17 protein-coding genes and 2 tRNA genes are annotated in these 17286 nt (G+C 63.1%); 11 read left to right on the top strand and 8 right to left on the bottom strand.

Going from position 1 to position 17286, the window contains the following annotated elements:
* Positions 1-2: 2 nt before the first annotated feature.
* Positions 3-1094, bottom strand: a complete 1092-nt coding sequence (mutY, locus tag ACU8HS_RS04365; protein ID WP_447015471.1) for an A/G-specific adenine glycosylase — start codon at positions 1092-1094, stop codon at positions 3-5.
* A gap of 97 nt (positions 1095-1191) precedes the next feature.
* Between mutY and ACU8HS_RS04360 the strand changes: the two genes are divergently transcribed.
* The 6 genes from ACU8HS_RS04360 to ppdK all read left to right on the top strand — a co-directional run bounded on the left by ACU8HS_RS04360 (position 1192) and on the right by ppdK (position 9947).
* A complete protein-coding gene (locus ACU8HS_RS04360; protein WP_112704284.1) occupies positions 1192-1680 on the top strand; it encodes a DUF721 domain-containing protein in 489 nt (162 codons plus the stop codon).
* 69 nt (positions 1681-1749) lie between these two features.
* On the top strand, positions 1750-2025 hold the full coding sequence (locus ACU8HS_RS04355) for a type II toxin-antitoxin system ParD family antitoxin (RefSeq protein ID WP_112758228.1): 276 nt from the start codon (positions 1750-1752) through the stop codon (positions 2023-2025).
* Entirely contained in the window at positions 2015-2314 is a 300-nt protein-coding gene (locus ACU8HS_RS04350; protein ID WP_112704280.1) for a type II toxin-antitoxin system RelE/ParE family toxin, read from the top strand. Before ACU8HS_RS04355 ends, ACU8HS_RS04350 begins: the two co-directional genes overlap by 11 nt.
* A gap of 137 nt (positions 2315-2451) precedes the next feature.
* Positions 2452-3144, top strand: coding sequence for a DsbA family protein (locus ACU8HS_RS04345; protein WP_112568391.1), 693 nt, complete (start codon positions 2452-2454; stop codon positions 3142-3144).
* A gap of 78 nt (positions 3145-3222) precedes the next feature.
* Positions 3223-6681 carry a chromosome segregation SMC family protein gene (locus ACU8HS_RS04340; RefSeq protein WP_447015470.1) on the top strand — a complete coding sequence of 1153 codons (3459 nt, stop codon included), beginning with the start codon at positions 3223-3225 and terminating at the stop codon, positions 6679-6681.
* A 599-nt stretch (positions 6682-7280) separates the two neighbouring features.
* Positions 7281-9947, top strand: coding sequence for a pyruvate, phosphate dikinase (ppdK, locus tag ACU8HS_RS04335; RefSeq protein ID WP_447015469.1), 2667 nt, complete (start codon positions 7281-7283; stop codon positions 9945-9947).
* Here the strand turns inward: ppdK and ACU8HS_RS04330 are convergent.
* Entirely contained in the window at positions 9941-10216 is a 276-nt protein-coding gene (locus ACU8HS_RS04330) for a hypothetical protein (protein ID WP_447015468.1), read from the bottom strand. The genes ppdK and ACU8HS_RS04330 overlap by 7 nt on opposite strands.
* A 247-nt stretch (positions 10217-10463) precedes the next feature.
* Between ACU8HS_RS04330 and ACU8HS_RS04325 the strand changes: the two genes are divergently transcribed.
* Entirely contained in the window at positions 10464-10709 is a 246-nt protein-coding gene (locus tag ACU8HS_RS04325; protein WP_447015467.1) for a hypothetical protein, read from the top strand.
* Positions 10710-10849: 140 nt separating this feature from the next.
* Here ACU8HS_RS04325 and ACU8HS_RS04320 read toward each other — a convergent pair whose 3' ends face one another.
* Complete coding sequence (locus ACU8HS_RS04320; RefSeq protein WP_112704272.1) at positions 10850-11239, bottom strand: hypothetical protein; 390 nt, start codon at positions 11237-11239, stop codon at positions 10850-10852.
* A gap of 226 nt (positions 11240-11465) precedes the next feature.
* On the opposite strand from ACU8HS_RS04320, the gene ACU8HS_RS04315 reads away from it, so the two are divergent.
* Positions 11466-12371: a DUF1499 domain-containing protein gene (locus ACU8HS_RS04315; protein WP_112704270.1), complete on the top strand. Its 906-nt coding sequence runs from the start codon at positions 11466-11468 to the stop codon at positions 12369-12371.
* A 178-nt stretch (positions 12372-12549) separates the two neighbouring features.
* Here ACU8HS_RS04315 and ACU8HS_RS04310 read toward each other — a convergent pair whose 3' ends face one another.
* From ACU8HS_RS04310 to ACU8HS_RS04300, 3 genes are read right to left on the bottom strand one after another with little or no spacing between them, the layout of a single operon-like run.
* Positions 12550-13008, bottom strand: coding sequence for a thiol-disulfide oxidoreductase DCC family protein (locus tag ACU8HS_RS04310; protein ID WP_447015466.1), 459 nt, complete (start codon positions 13006-13008; stop codon positions 12550-12552).
* A gap of 2 nt (positions 13009-13010) precedes the next feature.
* Positions 13011-13925, bottom strand: coding sequence for an MBL fold metallo-hydrolase (locus ACU8HS_RS04305; protein ID WP_447015465.1), 915 nt, complete (start codon positions 13923-13925; stop codon positions 13011-13013).
* A 2-nt stretch (positions 13926-13927) separates the two neighbouring features.
* On the bottom strand, positions 13928-14224 hold the full coding sequence (locus ACU8HS_RS04300) for a cupin domain-containing protein (RefSeq protein ID WP_447015464.1): 297 nt from the start codon (positions 14222-14224) through the stop codon (positions 13928-13930).
* Positions 14225-14383: 159 nt separating this feature from the next.
* On the opposite strand from ACU8HS_RS04300, the gene ACU8HS_RS04295 reads away from it, so the two are divergent.
* Positions 14384-14458: transfer RNA gene (locus tag ACU8HS_RS04295), tRNA-Gln, on the top strand.
* A 369-nt stretch (positions 14459-14827) separates the two neighbouring features.
* Here the strand turns inward: ACU8HS_RS04295 and ACU8HS_RS04290 are convergent.
* Positions 14828-15238 (bottom strand): hypothetical protein, encoded by a 411-nt coding sequence (locus ACU8HS_RS04290; protein WP_112568413.1) that lies wholly within the window; start codon positions 15236-15238, stop codon positions 14828-14830.
* Positions 15239-15499: 261 nt separating this feature from the next.
* On the opposite strand from ACU8HS_RS04290, the gene ACU8HS_RS04285 reads away from it, so the two are divergent.
* Positions 15500-15576, top strand: a tRNA-Pro gene (locus ACU8HS_RS04285).
* Positions 15577-15788: 212 nt separating this feature from the next.
* Complete coding sequence (locus tag ACU8HS_RS04280; RefSeq protein ID WP_112568417.1) at positions 15789-15974, top strand: hypothetical protein; 186 nt, start codon at positions 15789-15791, stop codon at positions 15972-15974.
* Between the two features lie 336 nt (positions 15975-16310).
* On the opposite strand, the gene yghU is transcribed toward ACU8HS_RS04280, so the two are convergent.
* A complete protein-coding gene (yghU, locus tag ACU8HS_RS04275; protein WP_112756681.1) occupies positions 16311-17189 on the bottom strand; it encodes a glutathione-dependent disulfide-bond oxidoreductase in 879 nt (292 codons plus the stop codon).
* Positions 17190-17286 lie beyond the last annotated feature (97 nt).

Raw genomic sequence — 17286 nt, 5'->3', positions numbered from 1 at the left:
AATCATCCCTTGGCTGTTTTGAACGCGAGAGGAATAGCGGCTGCGATCGCTTTTTTCATGATAGTCGGCAGCGCCTGGGCTTCAAGATTTGTAACCGGCTCCCACCATCCGTCATCGGTTTGAACGCGTTCGCCAATCGCCGCGCGGAAGATCGAAAGCCTGAGCTCGAAATGGGTAAAGACATGGGTGACGGTGCCGGCGCTTTCCCATCCGGCCTTGAAAGGCGCCGCTTCCGCAGAGGTTTCGCCGTCCTGCCGTGCCGTCCACGCCGTCGTCGGGATTTCCGTCATGCCGCCGAGAAGCCCGCTTTCGGCTCGCCGCCGCAGCAGGATATCCCCATCGGACGTGACCGCCACGAAGGCCGCGCCGCGGCGGACCGGCTTTTCCTTCTTCGCGGCCTTGACCGGGAACCGTTCGGCATCGTGCAACCTCAGCGCCTCGCACGATCCGTTGAAAGGACAGAGCGAACAGGCTGGACGCTTCGGCGTGCAGATCGTGGCCCCGAGATCCATCATCGCCTGTGCGAAATCGCCGGGCCGATCGTCCGGCGTCAGCAGCGCCACCTTCTGACGCATCAGCCGTTTTGCGGCCGGAAGCGGCGTGGCGATGGCATAGAGCCTCGAGATCACCCGCTCCACGTTGCCGTCCATCACCGCCGCCTGCCGATTGAAGGCGATCGCCGCCACCGCCGCCGCCGTATAGTCGCCGATGCCGGGCAGGGCTTTCAGGCCCTCTTCGGTATCGGGAAAAACGCCGGCATGCTGGCTGGCAACGGCCTCGGCGCATTTCTTCAGGTTGCGCGCCCGCGCGTAATAGCCAAGCCCCGCCCAGGCCGCCATGACCTCTTCGCCCGGCGCCCGTGCGAGATCGATGACCGAAGGCCATTTTGCCAGGAAATTGGCGAAGTAGGGTTTGACCGCCTGCACCGTGGTCTGCTGCAGCATCACCTCCGACAGCCAGACATGATAGGGATCGGGCCTGACGCCGCGCCTTGCCATCGGCGGCGAAACCCGCCAGGGCAGGTCGCGGTGATGGCGGTCGTACCACTGGAGAAGAGGGGAGGCGGTGGGCGCGTCCGGTGTGCGTGTGCTCATTATTTGCCGCGGTCGGGGGAAGTGCTCTATACTTGGCGAAGCAAAGCGGCGCGATCAAGCCGGCGGCTTCGAACGGACGTCGCTTATCAGGGTTTAGATGACTTATCCACGCAAAGGTGAGAAGCAGATTTCCGAGCTGACGAACGGCATCATCGATCCCGTTCTCGCCCGCCGCGCCGGCATCAACAGCGCGCTGCTCGGCTCCTGGGACGAAATCGCCGGCGAGGATTTTGCCGATTGCACCCGGCCGGAAAAGATCGCCTGGGCGCGCGGCGGCGATGACGGCAGCTTTCGCCCCGGCGTGCTGACGGTTGCCTGCGAGGGCGCGCGTGCGCTTTTCCTCACCCATGCGCAGGGCGAGCTGATCCAGCGCATCAACAGCTTCTTCGGTTTCGCCGCCGTCCACCAGCTCCGCATCGTCCAGAAGCCGGTCTACCAGCCGGTCAAACGCTCCCGCACTCCCCCGCCGCTGAAGGGCGAGGCCGCCCGCAGGCTGGAGGGCATGATGCAGGGCCTGGAGGACGAAAAGATCAGGCAGGCGATCGCGCGGCTTGGCACGGCGGTTCTCGGAAAAAAGCCTCGATAATAGTCCCCGTTCTGTTGGCGCCAACCGGATAGTGCATTACACTGTAATGCACCGAACAGGGGTCAGGCCATGCGCAGCAGCAAGCCAATTACGGTCACATTGGGTAACCAGCAGAAAAGTGTCGATGCTCGTCTGGAATCGGGAGCCTATAGTTCCGCCAGCGAGGTCCTGCGTGCCGCGTTGCGGGCGCTTGACCGCGAGGAGGAAGCGGTCAACGAGATCATGAGGCAAAAGATCCTCGAGGCGCTCGAGGAACCCAGTCCTGATATCGATGCGGAAACGGTGTTTGACCGTATCGAACGGCTGCATGCCGACCGGATCGGGACTGGCCGCATTGGCGATTAAGGTCGTCTTTCGCTCCAAGGCGGAAGGTGATCTTCTTGCCATCTACGAGTTCATCGCCCGCGACAGCCCGGATCGCGCCATCGGCTTCATCCGCAGACTGAGAAGCCTTTGCATGTCGCTGGAAGCCATGCCGGAGCGGGGTGCCAGGCGCGATGAATTCGCCCCGGGTATCCGGATCCTGGTCTTCGAACAGCGGGTTACGATCGCCTATCGCGTCCGGCAGGATGAAATACAGATCGTCCGGTTCTTTTATGCCGGGCGAAACGTCCCCTCAGCATTTCGCGAATGATTGATTTGTTCGCTGATCTGCGGTTTCGTCTTTCGCAGGTCACAATTCTTTGAAGAAAGTTGGCGAAGCGTGCCTTGTTAGCGGCTCTTGGCCGTTATATCGCACAAGCAGCTGCCACACTTGTTTATGGGGAACCCATGCGCATCTCTGAAATGCAATTGACGAAACGCCAGCTTCTGGGCGGTGTCGCCGCCGCAACCGCGTCGATCGCGGTCTATGGGACGGCGCAGGCAGCCCCGGAAATCCCGCAGCCGGATGGCGATGTGGACATGGCCAAGGTCATGACGCCCGGCGCGCTGCCGGAAATGGCGCTCGGCAAGACCGATGCCCCGGTCAAGATCGTCGAATATATGTCGATGACCTGCCCGCATTGCGCCCATTTCCACAACACCACCTTCGATGCCATCAAGCAGAAATACGTCGATACCGGCAAGGTCGAGTTCGTACTGCGCGAATTCCCTTTCGATCCGCGCGCCGCCGCCGCCTTCATGCTCGCCCGCTGCAACCCGCAGAAGCCGGAAGAGCTTGCGACGCCGGAACAGTATTTCCCGATGGTCGCCATGCTCTTCAAGCAGCAGCAGGTCTGGGCCGCTGCCGATGATGGCCGTGCGGCGCTGCTGCAGATGTCCAAGCTCGCCGGATTTACTGAGGATAGCTTCACGAAGTGCTTGACGAACCAGAAACTGCTGGATGAAGTGAACGCCACGCGGGAAAGGGGTTCCAAGGATTTTGGCGTCAACGCCACGCCGACGTTCCTCATCAATGGCAAGCGCTATTCTGGAGATATGCCGGTTGACACCATGTCGGCCCTCATCGACAGCCTCCTCTGATCCGTACCGTTTTAAGAAGGCGGGCGACGGTCAAGGCCGTGCGCCCGCTTTTTCGTATGTGCAGCGCGAGGCTGCGGCATGAAGTTCAACAAGCTCCGCCTTGTCGGCTTCAAATCCTTCGTCGAACCGACCGAATTCGTCATCGAGCGCGGCCTGACCGGCGTCGTCGGCCCGAACGGCTGCGGCAAGTCCAATCTCGTCGAGGCCCTGCGCTGGGTGATGGGCGAGAATTCCTACAAGAACATGCGTGCGTCCGGCATGGACGACGTGATCTTCTCGGGTTCGGGAAACCGTCCGGCGCGCAACACGGCCGAAGTCGCGCTCTATCTCGACAATAGCGAGCGTGTCGCCCCCGCCGCCTTCAACGACAGCGACGAAATCCAGGTCACGCGCCGCATCGAGCGCGAGCAGGGCTCCATCTACCGCATCAACGGCAAGGAAAGCCGTGCCAAGGACGTGCAACTCCTCTTTGCCGATGCCTCCACCGGCGCGCGTTCTCCCTCCATGGTCGGGCAGGGGCGCATCGGCGAACTGATCGCCGCAAAGCCGCAGGCCCGCCGCCAGCTCCTGGAAGAGGCGGCCGGCATTTCCGGCCTGCATTCACGCCGCCACGAGGCCGAGCTTCGCCTGCGCGCCGCCGAGACCAATCTGGAGCGGCTGGATGACGTCACCTCGCAGCTTGAAAGCCAGATCGAGAGCCTGAAGCGCCAGGCCCGCCAGGCAAACCGATTCAAGACGCTCTCCGCCGACATCCGCGCCCGCGAGGCCATGCTGCTCCATATCCGCTGGGTGCAGGCGAAGGAGGCCGAGGCCGAAGCCGACAGTGCGCTCAACCAGGCAACCGTCGTCGTTGCCGAGAAGGCGCAGATCCAGATGGATGCCGCGAAGAACCAGGGCATTGCCAGCCTGAAACTGCCGGAGCTGCGCGAAGGCGAGGCGCGCGCCGCCGCTGCCCTGCAGCGCCTGCAGATCGCCCGCAGCCAGCTCGAGGAGGATGCCAACCGCATCCTGCGTCGCCGCGACGAACTCACCCGCCGTCTCGCCCAGCTCGCCGAAGACATCCGGCGTGAAGAGCGGCTTGTCGCCGACAACGCCGCAATCCTTGCAAGGCTCGATGCGGAAGAGGCCGACATCGCCGAAATCCTGGCCGATTCCGGTCGTTATGCCGAGGAAACGCGGCAGGCTTTCGAAGAGGCGGCCGCCAAACTCGCCGACAGCGAACGCATTTTCACCGCCCTGACCGCAGAGCGCGCCGAGGCCGCAGCCGGACGCAATCAGCTGGAGCGCGCCATCCGCGACCTCGCCGACCGCAAGCTCAGGCTGGAACGCCAGATGGACGATGCCAGCCGCGAACTCGCCGGCATCGGAGAAAGGATCGCAACCCTTCCGGACCCGGAAGAAAAGCGCGCCATGGTCGAGGCCGGCGAGATTGCCGTCGCAGATGCCGAAGCGACGATCCAGGCGGTCGAACAGGCGCTTGCCGGGGCGCGCGAGACGGAAGCGCTTTCGCGCGCGCCGGTCGAGCAGGCGCGCAGCAGGCTCAATGCGCTGGAAACGGAAGCGCGCACCATCCAGCGCATGCTGGCCGGCGCTGCGGCCGGCGAGTTCCCGCCGGTTGCCGAAGAGCTGAAGGTCGATCGCGGTTTCGAGACGGCGCTCGGAGCCGCGCTTGGAGACGATCTCGAATCCCCGCTCGATCCGAACGCGCCCGCCCACTGGTCGGAAAATGGCGACGGGGCTGGCGATCCGGCATTGCCTCCTGGCGCCGAGCCGCTGCTGAACCATGTCCGTGCGCCCGCCGCGCTGATCCGCCGCCTGCGCCAGATCGGTCTGGTCGCTGCCGCCGACGCACCGAATCTGGTGAAGGACCTGAAGGCAGGCCAGCGCCTCGTCACGAAGGAAGGTGCCGTCTATCGCTGGGACGGCCACGTCACCGGCGCGGATGCGCCGAGTGCGGCTGCGCTCCGCCTTGCCCAGAAGAACCGCCTGTCCGAGCTGGAAGGCGAGGCCGAGCTCGCGCGCGATGTTCTGGCCGAAGCGGAGGAGCGTCTGGCCTCTGCGGCAGACAGCATCCGCGACGAGGAGCGCCGGCTTGCCGAAGCCCGCGATATAAGCCGCCTGTCCGCCCGTCATCTGGCCGAGGCGCGCGAAGCGCTCGCCGCCGCCGAGCGCGCCTCCGGCGATCTCATTCGCCGCCGCGATGTCATCGCCGAAGCCGTCAGCCAGCTGCAGGCGCAGCTCGAGGATGTCGCGGTTCAGGAAGAAAATGCCCGCATCGAGCTGGAGGATGCGCCCGATCTGACCGCGCTCGACGATCGGCTGCGCTTCCAGCAGGCCGAGGTGGCGACGGATCGCGGCGCGCTTGCCGAGGCCCGCGCCCGCCACGAGAGCCTGAACCGGGAGAACGAGGCCCGCCAGCGCCGCATCGTCGCCATCGGCCAGGAGCGCGAGACATGGCGCCAGCGCGCCGCCAGCGCCGAGGACCATATCGCCACGCTGCGCGATCGCGAGGAAGAGGCCCGCGAGGAGGCAGCCGAGCTGGAAATGGCGCCGGACGAATTCGACGACAAGCGCCGTGCCTTGCTGACGGAACTGCAGAAGGCCGAGGAAGCCCGCCGCCACGCCGCCGATCTGCTGGCCGAGGCCGAACTGCTGCAGCGCGATGCCGACCACAAGGCGGCAACGGCGCTGTCCGAACTCGCCGAAAGCCGCGAGCGCCGCGGCCGCGCCGAGGAGCGCCTCGTCTCCGCCCGCGAAAAGCGGCAGGAGAGCGAGCAGCGCATTCGCGAGACGCTGAACGTTGCGCCGCATGAGGCGCTGCGCCTTGCCGGCCGGCCGGGCTTGCAGACGCTGCCCGATCCGCGTGAGGTCGAACGCGAGGTGGAGCGGCTGCGCATCGAACGCGAGCGTCTGGGCGCCGTTAACCTGCGCGCCGACGAGGAGCAGAAGGAACTCAGCGATAAGCTGGAAGCGCTGATCAAGGAACGCGACGACGTGATCGACGCGATCCGGAAATTGCGCGGCGCGATCCAGAGCCTGAACCGCGAAGGCCGCGAACGGCTGATCGCCGCCTTCGATGTCGTCAACGCCCAGTTCCAGCGCCTCTTCACCCATCTCTTCGGCGGCGGCACGGCGGAACTGCAATTGATCGAATCCGACGATCCGCTGGAAGCCGGCCTCGAAATCCTCGCCCGCCCGCCCGGCAAGAAGCCGCAGACCATGACGCTGCTGTCCGGCGGCGAACAGGCGCTGACCGCGATGGCGCTGATCTTTGCCGTCTTCCTCACCAATCCCGCGCCGATCTGCGTGCTGGACGAGGTGGACGCGCCGCTCGACGACCACAATGTCGAACGCTACTGCAACCTGATGGACGAGATGGCGGCCTCGACCGAGACCCGATTCGTCATCATCACCCACAATCCCATCACCATGGCCCGCATGAATCGCCTCTTTGGCGTCACAATGGCCGAGCAGGGTGTTTCTCAGCTCGTCTCGGTCGATTTGCAGACTGCGGAGCGTCTGCGCGAAACGGCTTGAGCCGGCATTTTAATTAAAGACCAAAAAAGGTCACTCCGACATCGGGTACGTACCCCATTTGGGTGATGCTCTTTTGCGCGCATTGCATTAGAAGTTGTTTTATCGCAACCGCGCCGTTACGGATAAGTAGCAATCGGTCGTTGCGTTCTGTAGAATTTGCAATGCCGCTTTCGGGTTGAGTGAGACGCTGAAAGTCGCGAGGCATTGTGGGGACCCCCCGTCCGGTTTTCCTGGCCGGACGGAAACAAGGCTTTGCGGGACCGTTGTTGCAGTCCCGCAAAGCTTTTTTTATGCGCTTAAACAAAGCATGTCGCGCAAAAGTGTGCAGCGGTTTTGCGGTAACGACATGCGTAGAAACAAAGCATGTCGCGCAAAAGTGTGCAGCGGTTTTGCGGTAACGACATGCGTAGAAACAAAGCATGTCGCGCAAAAGTGCGAAGCGGTTTTGCGGTAACGACATGCGAAAACAAGAGTTTCAATCGTTTGATTTTGCATCCCGTTAGGCATTTATTGTGCAGCGCAACATTTCGCCGCATTTGTCGATTTTCATTTCAACACCAAGGGATTAAGCTGGTCCCCGAAATGGTGTTGGGGGGAAGATGACCAAGTGGGTCTATACGTTCGGCAACGGGCAGGCTGAAGGCCGGGCGCGAGACAAGGAGATCCTTGGCGGCAAGGGCGCCAATCTCGCCGAAATGTGCAGTCTCGGCCTTCCGGTTCCGCCCGGCCTCACCATCGTCAGCGAAGCCTGCAATACCTATTACAAGAACGGCCGCAGGATCGATCCCGAGCTGAAACGGCAGGTGCTTGCGGGCATTGCCGGGATCGAGGAGATGACCGGCCGCCGGTTCGGCGCCGGCAGCCGGCCGCTTCTGCTCTCGGTCCGCTCCGGTGCGCGCGTTTCCATGCCGGGCATGATGGATACGGTGCTCAACCTCGGGCTGAACGACGAGACGGTGCAGGCGCTCGGCCACGATGCCGGCGATGCGCGCTTTGCCTGGGACAGCTATCGCCGTTTCATCCAGATGTATGCCGATGTCGTCATGGGGCTCGGCAACGACCTGTTCGAGGAGATTCTCGAGGATGAGAAGGCACGTCTCGGCCACGAATTCGATACCGAACTCAGCTCCACCGAATGGCAGCATGTCGTTTCGCTCTACAAGGCGCTGATCGAGGAGGAACTGGGCGAAGCCTTCCCGCAGGACCCGGCGGTACAGCTCTGGGGCGCCGTCGGCGCGGTGTTTGCGAGCTGGATGAGCGCACGCGCCGTCACCTACCGACAGCTCCACAATATTCCGGAATCCTGGGGCACCGCCGTCAATATCCAGGCCATGGTCTTCGGCAATCTCGGCAATGCCTCGGCCACCGGTGTTGCCTTTACCCGCAACCCCTCGACGGGCGAGAAGATCCTCTACGGCGAATTCCTGGTGAATGCGCAGGGGGAGGACGTCGTCGCCGGCATTCGTACGCCCCAGAGCATCACCGAGGAGGGGCGGATCGCCTCGGGCTCCGAAAAGCCCTCGATGGAAAAGCTGATGCCGGAGGCTTTCGCCGAGTTCGGCCGCATCTGCGCCGAGCTGGAATCCCACTACCGGGACATGCAGGACATTGAATTCACCATCGAACGCGGCAAGCTCTGGATGCTGCAGACGCGCTCCGGCAAGCGCTCGACGCGGGCGGCCATGAAGATCGCGGTCGACATGGTGGACGAAGGCGTTATCACCGAGGAAGAGGCGGTCCTGCGCATCGAACCTTCGACGCTCGACCAGCTTCTGCATCCGACCATCGATCCCCGCGTTAGGCGTCAGGTGATCGGTTCCGGCCTGCCGGCTTCGCCCGGTGCTGCGACCGGCGAGATCGTTTTTACGGCGGAAGAGGCCGTCGAGGCGGAAGCGGAAGGCCGCAAGGTCATCCTGCTGCGCGTCGAGACAAGCCCGGAAGACATTCACGGCATGCATGCGGCCGAAGGCATTCTGACGACGCGCGGCGGCATGACCAGCCATGCGGCCGTCGTTGCCCGCGGCATGGGCATCCCCTGCGTGGTCGGCGCCGGCACCATGCGCATCGACGCCCGCAACGAGCGGCTGATCGGCGTCGGCGTGACGCTGAAAAAGGGCGACGTCATCACCATCGACGGGTCCGCCGGCCAGGTGCTGAAGGGCGAAGTGCCGATGATCCAGCCGGAACTGTCGGGCGATTTCGGCCGCATCATGGGCTGGGCGGACCGCGCCCGCCGCATGACCGTGCGCACCAACGCAGACACGCCCGCCGACGCCCGCGCCGCGCGCTCCTTCGGTGCCGAAGGCATCGGCCTGTGCCGCACCGAACACATGTTCTTCGAGGGCGAGCGCATCCATGTCATGCGCGAGATGATCCTGGCCGAGGACGAGAAGGGCAGGCGCGGCGCGCTCGACAAGCTCCTGCCGATGCAGCGGGGCGATTTCACCGGCCTGTTCAGCGTCATGCACGGCCTGCCGGTAACGATCCGCCTGCTCGATCCGCCGCTGCACGAATTCCTGCCGAAGACGGACGAGGAGATTGCCGAAGTCGCCTATGCCATGGGCATGGAGCCTTCGGCACTGCGCCAGCGTGTCGATGCGCTGCACGAGTTCAACCCCATGCTCGGCCATCGCGGCTGCCGTCTTGCCATCTCCTATCCTGAAATCGTCGAGATGCAGGCCCGCGCCATCTTCGAGGCGGCGGTCGCCGCGGCCCAGGAAACGGGCGCAGCCGTCGTGCCCGAAATCATGGTGCCGCTCGTCGGCCTGCGTTCCGAACTCGACTATGTGAAGGCGAAGATCGATGCGGTGGCGCAGGATGTCATGTCGGAAGCCGGAATGCGCATCGATTATCTGGTCGGCACGATGATCGAGCTGCCGCGCGCGGCACTGCGCGCCCATGTCATCGCGGAAGCCGCCGAATTCTTCTCCTTCGGTACCAACGACCTGACGCAGACCACGTTCGGCATTTCGCGCGACGATGCCTCAGCCTTCATCCCCACCTACCAGCGCAAGGGCATCATCGAGCATGATCCCTTCATTTCGCTCGATTTCGATGGGGTGGGCGAGTTGATCCGCATCGCCGCCGAACGCGGAAGGCGCACGCGCAATGACATGAAGCTCGGCATCTGCGGCGAACATGGCGGCGACCCCGCTTCCATCCATTTCTGCGAGACGATCGGCCTCGATTACGTCTCCTGCTCGCCCTTCCGCGTGCCGATTGCCCGGCTTGCGGCGGCTCAGGCGGTGATCGCGGCCGCTCAGTGACGGTAGCGGTAATAGCGCGGATAGACGTAGGGACCGTTCAGGTTATAGGCCATGTCGGCCATCACCCAGTCGCTGTCGTAGCGGGCCTGGGCGCGACGGTCGAGATCGATGCGCTGCAGGCAGGTGGCAAACCCGTCCGTTCCGCGCTTGAAGCCGTAACCGAGGCAGGTCTGTTCGTCACGCGCCCGCCGCTCTTCGGGCGTCAGCGTCTGGCAGGCGGCAAGCCCAATTGCCAGAACGGCAAGAAGCGGCAGAATAGATAGGCGCATCGGTTTCTTCCTCGAACATGGACATCCGGCCAGGAAAATCCATCGGACCAGTGTCGTCAACCTGACTATATCAGGCCGCGCCCGCCCGGTCTCCTGTCGGCGGCAGCGCCGGATGGCGCAATCGCATCTCTGTTCGGAATGGTTGCCTCCTTCTTTGGGGAAGGAACGGCAGGATGGTGCCTGGTTCCACTTTCGTCTTCAGGCGTTCCTATGTAAGAGCAGAAGCAGCAGCACGGGAAAGAGCACCATGGCGATCCACGACCGATTCTCGAAGAAACTCACCTGTCCGCAATGCGGCAATAGCGGCTTTGCCGAAGCCTCCGAGATCGACGACGCCAGGCGCAAGACCCCCGACTTCAAGGTGGACCAGCTGCCGCGCGGTTTCTTCGTGCAGCGCCCCTCGGTCCATCAGGAAACATTCATGCTGAAATGCGAATGCGGCCGCAAGTTTCCCTTCCGCTCGCTGGCGGAAGCGGCGGCCGGCCGGGACTAAGCAGGCCGCGCAAAAGTGTGCAGCGGTTTTGCGGTTACGGCCTGCGTGAAACAAGATCAGGCCGCGCAAAAGTGTGCAGCGGTTTTGCGGTTGCGCAAGAAGAGGGCTCAAGCCTGTCGAGTCCGCGACATGCCCGGAACTTATATCCGTTCGAGAACCTCGATGAAGGCATCGGCGAAACGCACCAGATGTTCGGTATCCTCGTCGGGCGCCTGCATGCGGATTTCCGTGCCGTTCTGGTCGAGAAGGGCCAGAACCACGCGCATCGTCCTGTCCGAGGCCGGAATGCGCAGCACGGCGATTCGCCGGCAATCCTCGACAAGCCCCGCCGCCGGCAGGTCGAAGAGGAATTCGCCGCGGCTTTCGGCGGCAGCCCTGCGCACCGTCTCGCAGAATCCGGCCTCGCCATCGGCATAGCCTTCCAGCGAAAGTTCCAGTTCGAGAAGTTCCAGCGGTAGGAGCGGTTCGGCACGCTCGATGCCGCCAGGCGAGGTTACCTGCGGCCTTTCCCTCATTTCGGACGAGATCATCTGTCTCTCCTGTTTCGTGGGACACGTATCAGACCCCGGCAGAATGGCCTTTTTACGGCATATCAGCAATAGCTTACGGAAGGCGGCGCTGCCGGGCCTCACGCTTTGACGTGGATTGCGTTGGCAATGCTCAGACAAGAGTTTCAATTTAGACGAATCTTGCACTAGAAAAGTCGTTGGCAGCCGGCGCATCCCAAGCGTCGCCGCCGACCAACCGGTAGTTTTGATGGCCATCCGTTTCGATCGTCCCGTTTCCAGCGCTGCCCGCCTGTCGCGGCATTTCGGGGCGTTTGCGCTCGTGCTGTCGGTGGCGGTGCTGGTTGCCCATCGCTTCGGCGGCCTGGCGACCCCCTATCTCGTTCTGGTGCTGATCGTTTCGGTGGGTTGCGCAGCCCTTGCGACGCTCTTGTCGGCAATCGGCCTTCGCAGCCTCTGGATGACCGGGGCGGAGGGTGGGCTGAATGCGCTGGCGGCACTCATCTACGCGGCCTTTCCCCTCGGAATCGGCGCCTTTGCGGCGGAGCGCTATTTCAACCTGCCGGCAATCTATGACGTGACGACGGATACGGCCTCCGCGCCCGACTGGCTCTCGCCGCCGCAGGCCGACCAGATCTGGCTGCCGCGCGATCCCGTCGTCACCGCCGGCGACCGCGAAAGGCAGCTTGCCGCCTATCCGGAGCTGACCGGCCGGCGTTACGACGGCGCGCTCGACCGCGTTCTCGAAGCCGTCAAGAAAGTCGCCAAGCAGAACGGCATCACCATCACCAGGAGCGAGGGCGACACGACGCCCGGCCGCGAACTGGAGGACAAGCCCGTTCCGGCCCAGCCCGAAAGCGGTGTCGCCGATTCGCCCGACGTCATCCCCGTGCCGACGCCGCGTCCCTATGACGACGACGTGGCCAAGCTGATCCGCGGCGCCAACGGCGTGATCCTGCAGGGCACGACGCGCACCTTCATCCTCGGCCTGCGTTTCGACATCATCATCCGCCTGCGCGAAGAGGCCGAAACCACCTTCGTCGACGTGCGCGTCGCCTCCCGCTACGGCCAGCACGACCTCGGCTTCAGCGCCGAAGTGGCCGAGCAATATCTTGGCGCCCTGGACTCCGAACTCCTCGGGATTGCGGGTGGGTGAGGCCCGGTGCCGCAAAGCGGCTGTAATCGATCCGGTGGATCGACTACAGGGCCGAACGCCCTGAGCCGCGCGAAGGGCCGGAATGCGGTGAGGCAAGCCAAATCGCCCTTGCCGCAAACCTATCCTGTAAGATCGATCCGGCATCTGGGCCTCGGCGATGGCCGAGCAACCAGCGGACTTACGATTCCAAAAACCGCTCCCGCACCTCAGCCGTCGGCACCATGCAGCTCTCCCGCCGCCCGGCAATCCTGAGCCTGTTGCGCGCCACCACCCCATAGGCGGCATCTGCAATCCGCCGCGGCACCACCCGCAGCACACCGGCCAGAGCCCACGGCATGCCGAGCCCCTCCAGCATCCGGATCGTCGCATCGGATTTGTAATAGGCACGCCCGCCATCAATCAGAAGATTGGTCTCGTAATCGCCGGTCTCCAGCCCGTAATGCCGGTAAAGCGCCTCGCCGAGCGGCGTCTGGGCGACGACGAAGCGAAAGCGCTTCTGCCTGTCCCGCTTCAGCAGGAACTGCACCCAGCCGGAACAGAACACGCATTCGCCGTCAAACAGGATCAGCGGCCTGTCGTCCGCAAAGGCGGGCACGGAAGGGTCGTCGCGATAGCTGTAATCCGGACGTGCCGCCACGCTCAGCCTCCCGCCAGCCGATAATGGGCAACGAGGGAGGGCGGCCGGTCGGCCGTCACCTCGCCGCGTTCCATCAGGTCCTCGATATGCGCCAGCACCGAAAGCGCCGCCGCGCCATGCAGCCGCCTGTCGACATCGCGATAGATCACCTCGACCATTTTGGCGATCGTGCCGTCTCCGGCGCGGATGCGCTCGACGATCGCGCGCTCCCGCAGGCGCCGGTGCGTCTTCAGCCCGCGCAGGAAGGGCGCCGGCGTCGTCACCGGTCCGCCGTGGCCGGGCAGCAGCAGGCCGTCGTTGCGGGCGATCAGCTTGTCGAGCGAGGCCATATAGTCCGCCATGGAGCCGTCAGGCGGCGCGACGACCGTCGTCGCCCAGGCCATCACATGATCAGCGGAAAACAGGATGCCGCTGCCTTCGAGCGCGAAGGCGGCGTGATTGGCGGTGTGGCCGGGCGTCAGCACGCCCGTCAGCGCCCAGCCGTCGCCCGAAATCGTCTGGCCGTCGCGAATGGCGATATCGGGCACGAAATCCATGTCCGAGCTTTCGGCGAAAGGATTGATCTCGCCTTCGCGCAGCGGCCGCGAGGGGCGGTGCGGCCCTTCGCCGACCGTCAGCGCCCCGGTTTCCTGTTGCAGCCGTCCTGCAAGCGGCGAGTGGTCGCGATGGGTGTGGCTGACGAAAATATGCGTCACCTGCCGGCCGGAAAGCGCTGCCATCAGCGCTTTGAAATGCGCCTCGTCTTGCGGCCCCGGATCGATGACGGCGACCGACGAGCCCCCGACGATATAGCTGTTCGTGCCGCGGAAGGTGAAAGGGTTCGGATTGTTCGCCGTCAGGCGCTGGATACCGTCGCCGACGCTGATCGCGCGCCCGTATGCCGGCTCGAAGAAGAGATCGAAGTTCGCGCCGGACATGACTATTTATATTCGATCTCGATGAAGGACATGGGTTTGTCGCCGGCATTGACGACATTGTGCTCGACGCCCGCCTCGCGGCGATAGGCGGCCCCCTTGGCGACATCCACCCGCCGGCTGTCCTGCGCATCCTCGATCAGAAACTGGCAGTCCGTCATCGGCACGACGACATAGCCGAACCCGTGCGTGTGGACGCCGGTATCGGCACCCGGCTCGAAATCCCATTGGGTGATGCGCACGACGGCATCGTCGAGGATCAGCGTGGCAAGCGCTGGCGGACGGGCGCGATATTGGCTCAACGGTATCTCCATTGGCTGTGTCGTTCCCCAAACTCCTACCATGCCGAACATGGCCGCGCATACAAATATGACGCCGCAGTGAACTTAGTGATTGTGGGCCAGACAGTCCTTTGCTAATCAGGCCACGTTTTGGCGAAGCGGCATCCGCTTCAGCTCTGGTGGGGCGTAGCCAAGCGGTAAGGCAGCGGTTTTTGGTACCGCCATCCCCTGGTTCGAATCCAGGCGCCCCAGCCACACATTTCAGTATTCTTTTGCTGATAATTGAAGCCTTGTCCGAGGGATATCAAGGCTCGGTGCTTCGAAGGCATTTTAGGATCCGTTCCAAGCCATAATTTACGGTTGATTGCTATGGACTGTCCGAAAGCAACTGATGGGGCATACATTGCGAATAGTTCAATCGAATAAGGCTGGATACTACGTGGTTGTGGATGAGGACGATAACGTCCTATTTGGGCCGGACACTTATGACGAGTGCGAATACTTTATCAATCCAGCGCTTCGGCCAAGGCCTTTCGGGAAATAGTTTTGCCGCGAATGGCTTCAAATAAAAGCCTGCCGATTTTCACCGGCAGGCCGCAAGTCAAAAAACTCAAGCAGTCCGATTTACTTCTGTTCCGGCGCCAGGAATTCGGCGCAGTAGGACGGACCGTTAAGGCCGGGAAGATCGGTGACGGTGCGGATATCGCGGATCGTATAATCGGAATTGGTGGTGATTTCGGCGGCGCAGCGCAGGTAGAGCGTGCGGGCGCTGGCAATCTGCTTGCCGCGCTTACCGTCGGCACCTTCGGCATATTTGGCCGGAACGCGCACCGTCTTGTAGCCGCCCTTCCAGGTGTAGATCGTGGAAGATCCTTCGTCGCGGTCGCTGAGCGGCGGGCCGTAGGCGGCAAAGAACTTGCCGGCCGACTGGCCGACCCAGCGTGCCTCGATCGGGTTGCCGGCAGAAGGTATGGTGGTGCATCCGGCAAGCGCAATCGCAAGCGCGGCGGCCCCGGTCATGGTGCGGAATTTCATCGTGTCGTCCCTGATATCTAGCCAGTGGCTGCGAAGCCGCCTTCGCGACGGTTTCGCCTGTCCCGCCGAGCCCTTTAGCGCGTAACCCGGCAAAAGAAAATTGCCACTTGGCCGCTTCTGAAGAATTTGCGCGGGGTGTGGCTTTTTGCTGCATGGCCGGCCGAAAGGCCTTGTCACAAGCCTGTCAAAAATTCCCGCGCTTTTTTGAATTTTGGTGCTTGCGCAACATAATAGGCCGGTCTATAGAGGCGCCGCTGGTCACGGAGTGTAGCGCAGTCTGGTAGCGCACCACGTTCGGGACGTGGGGGTCGAGTGTTCGAATCACTCCACTCCGACCAGCCGAAAACCCCGCCTCGGCGGGGTTTTTTCATTTGCGGCTTTCTCTCCTTTTTGCGCATCGATTGATTTCCCCGCGGCGCGAGTCCATCGCCGCCCCGCGGCCCCGTCCTTCTCCGCTGCGCGTCCGCCTCGAAACGGCGATCATCAAATTTTAGATGTTGCTAACGAACAAATCGGCGCTAAGCTGGTTTCCTTCGGAGGAGGAAGATCAATGAAGAAGATGAACAATCGACAGGTTCGAATTCCCGGCCCGAAAGATCAGGACATTGCGGAACATTGCCGGAAATTCGGCATCGGTCCGGCCGAGGAGAAGAAGTTGAAGAAGCTCCTGGGCCATCGGGCACCGCTTCATGAAATCCAGGCGAACGCGCCGACGCCGCAGCCGAAGTGGCGCTAGTCCGGACCTCCTTTGCCCGATCCTGCGCATGCGGTTGCCGGCGTCGTCCGGCCGCGGCGGCCGGCAGGTTTCCCTTCGTTCCCTATGCCCGAAACAAAAAAATCCCCGCCGGTGGCATTCGGCGGGGCAGATGGGGAAAGCTCTCCGAAAGGTGGCAGGAGAGCTTTTGCATTTCAGCAAGACTGAAAGGATGAGGCGAGGGCACTTTTGCCCGAATCGGTACAGTTTGCGTCAAAACCCGTCATTTTTAGTGGGAAACACGCGTTCTGGGCCTGTCGCGATTCCGAGGGCAGGGCAGGCGCGCCGCCGTGACGGCCTGCCCGCCCGTCGATCCCGTCAGCCTGCCGCCTGCAGCTTGTCCTGCGTCTTCGTCTCGAAGTCGCCGGCGTCGTGGCGTTCGTGAAGCTGGCTGGACGGCTCGCCGCTGACGCGGTTGACCATGCGGCCGCGCTTGACGGCCGGGCGCTCGCCGATCAGGTCGGCCCAGCGCTGCATGTTCCTGTATTCCTGCACCTGCAGGAATTCGGCCGACTCGCCGTACATCCAGCCCTTGACGAGGCCGCCGTACCACGGCCAGATCGCCATGTCGGCAATGGTGAGTTCGTCGCCGGCAATATATTCGCTCTCGGCCAGACGGCGGTCGAGCACGTCGAGCTGGCGCTTGGTTTCCATGGCGAAGCGGTTGATCGCATATTCGATCTTCGTCGGCGCATAGGCGTAGAAATGGCCGAAGCCGCCGCCGAGATAGGGCGCGCTGCCCACCTGCCAGAACAGCCAGGAGAAACATTCGGCCCGCCTGGCCGGGTCGGTCGGCAGGAAGGCGCCGAATTTTTCCGCGAGATAGGTCAGGATCGCGCCGGACTCGAAGATGCGCACCGGCTTTTCGCCGCTGCGGTCCATCAGCGCCGGGATCTTCGAATTCGGGTTGACCGCGACGAAGCCGCTTCCGAACTGGTCGCCATTGCCGATCTTGATCAGCCAGGCATCATATTCGGCACCGCTGTGGCCGAGCGCCAGCAGCTCTTCGAGCATGATGGTGACTTTGACGCCGTTCGGCGTTCCCAGCGAATAAAGCTGCAGCGGGTGCTTGCCGACCGGCAGTTCCTTCTCATGGGTCGGCCCGGCGATCGGGCGGTTGATGTTGGCGAACTGGCCGCCGTTTTCCTTGTCCCAGGTCCAGATCTTGGGGGGCGTATAGTCGGACGAACTGGTCATATGAGCTCCTGACAGAATAACTTCGTGCTTTGAATGAAGAACCCAATCCTTAACGGCAATTGGGGCGCATGAACATATTGGTGGCAATGAAGTTTTT

It is taken from the genome of Rhizobium sp. KDH_Rht_773_N (assembly GCF_052946295.1).
Note: the sequence above shows the minus strand (reverse complement) of the source record. Positions and strands in the feature narration are given on the sequence as shown.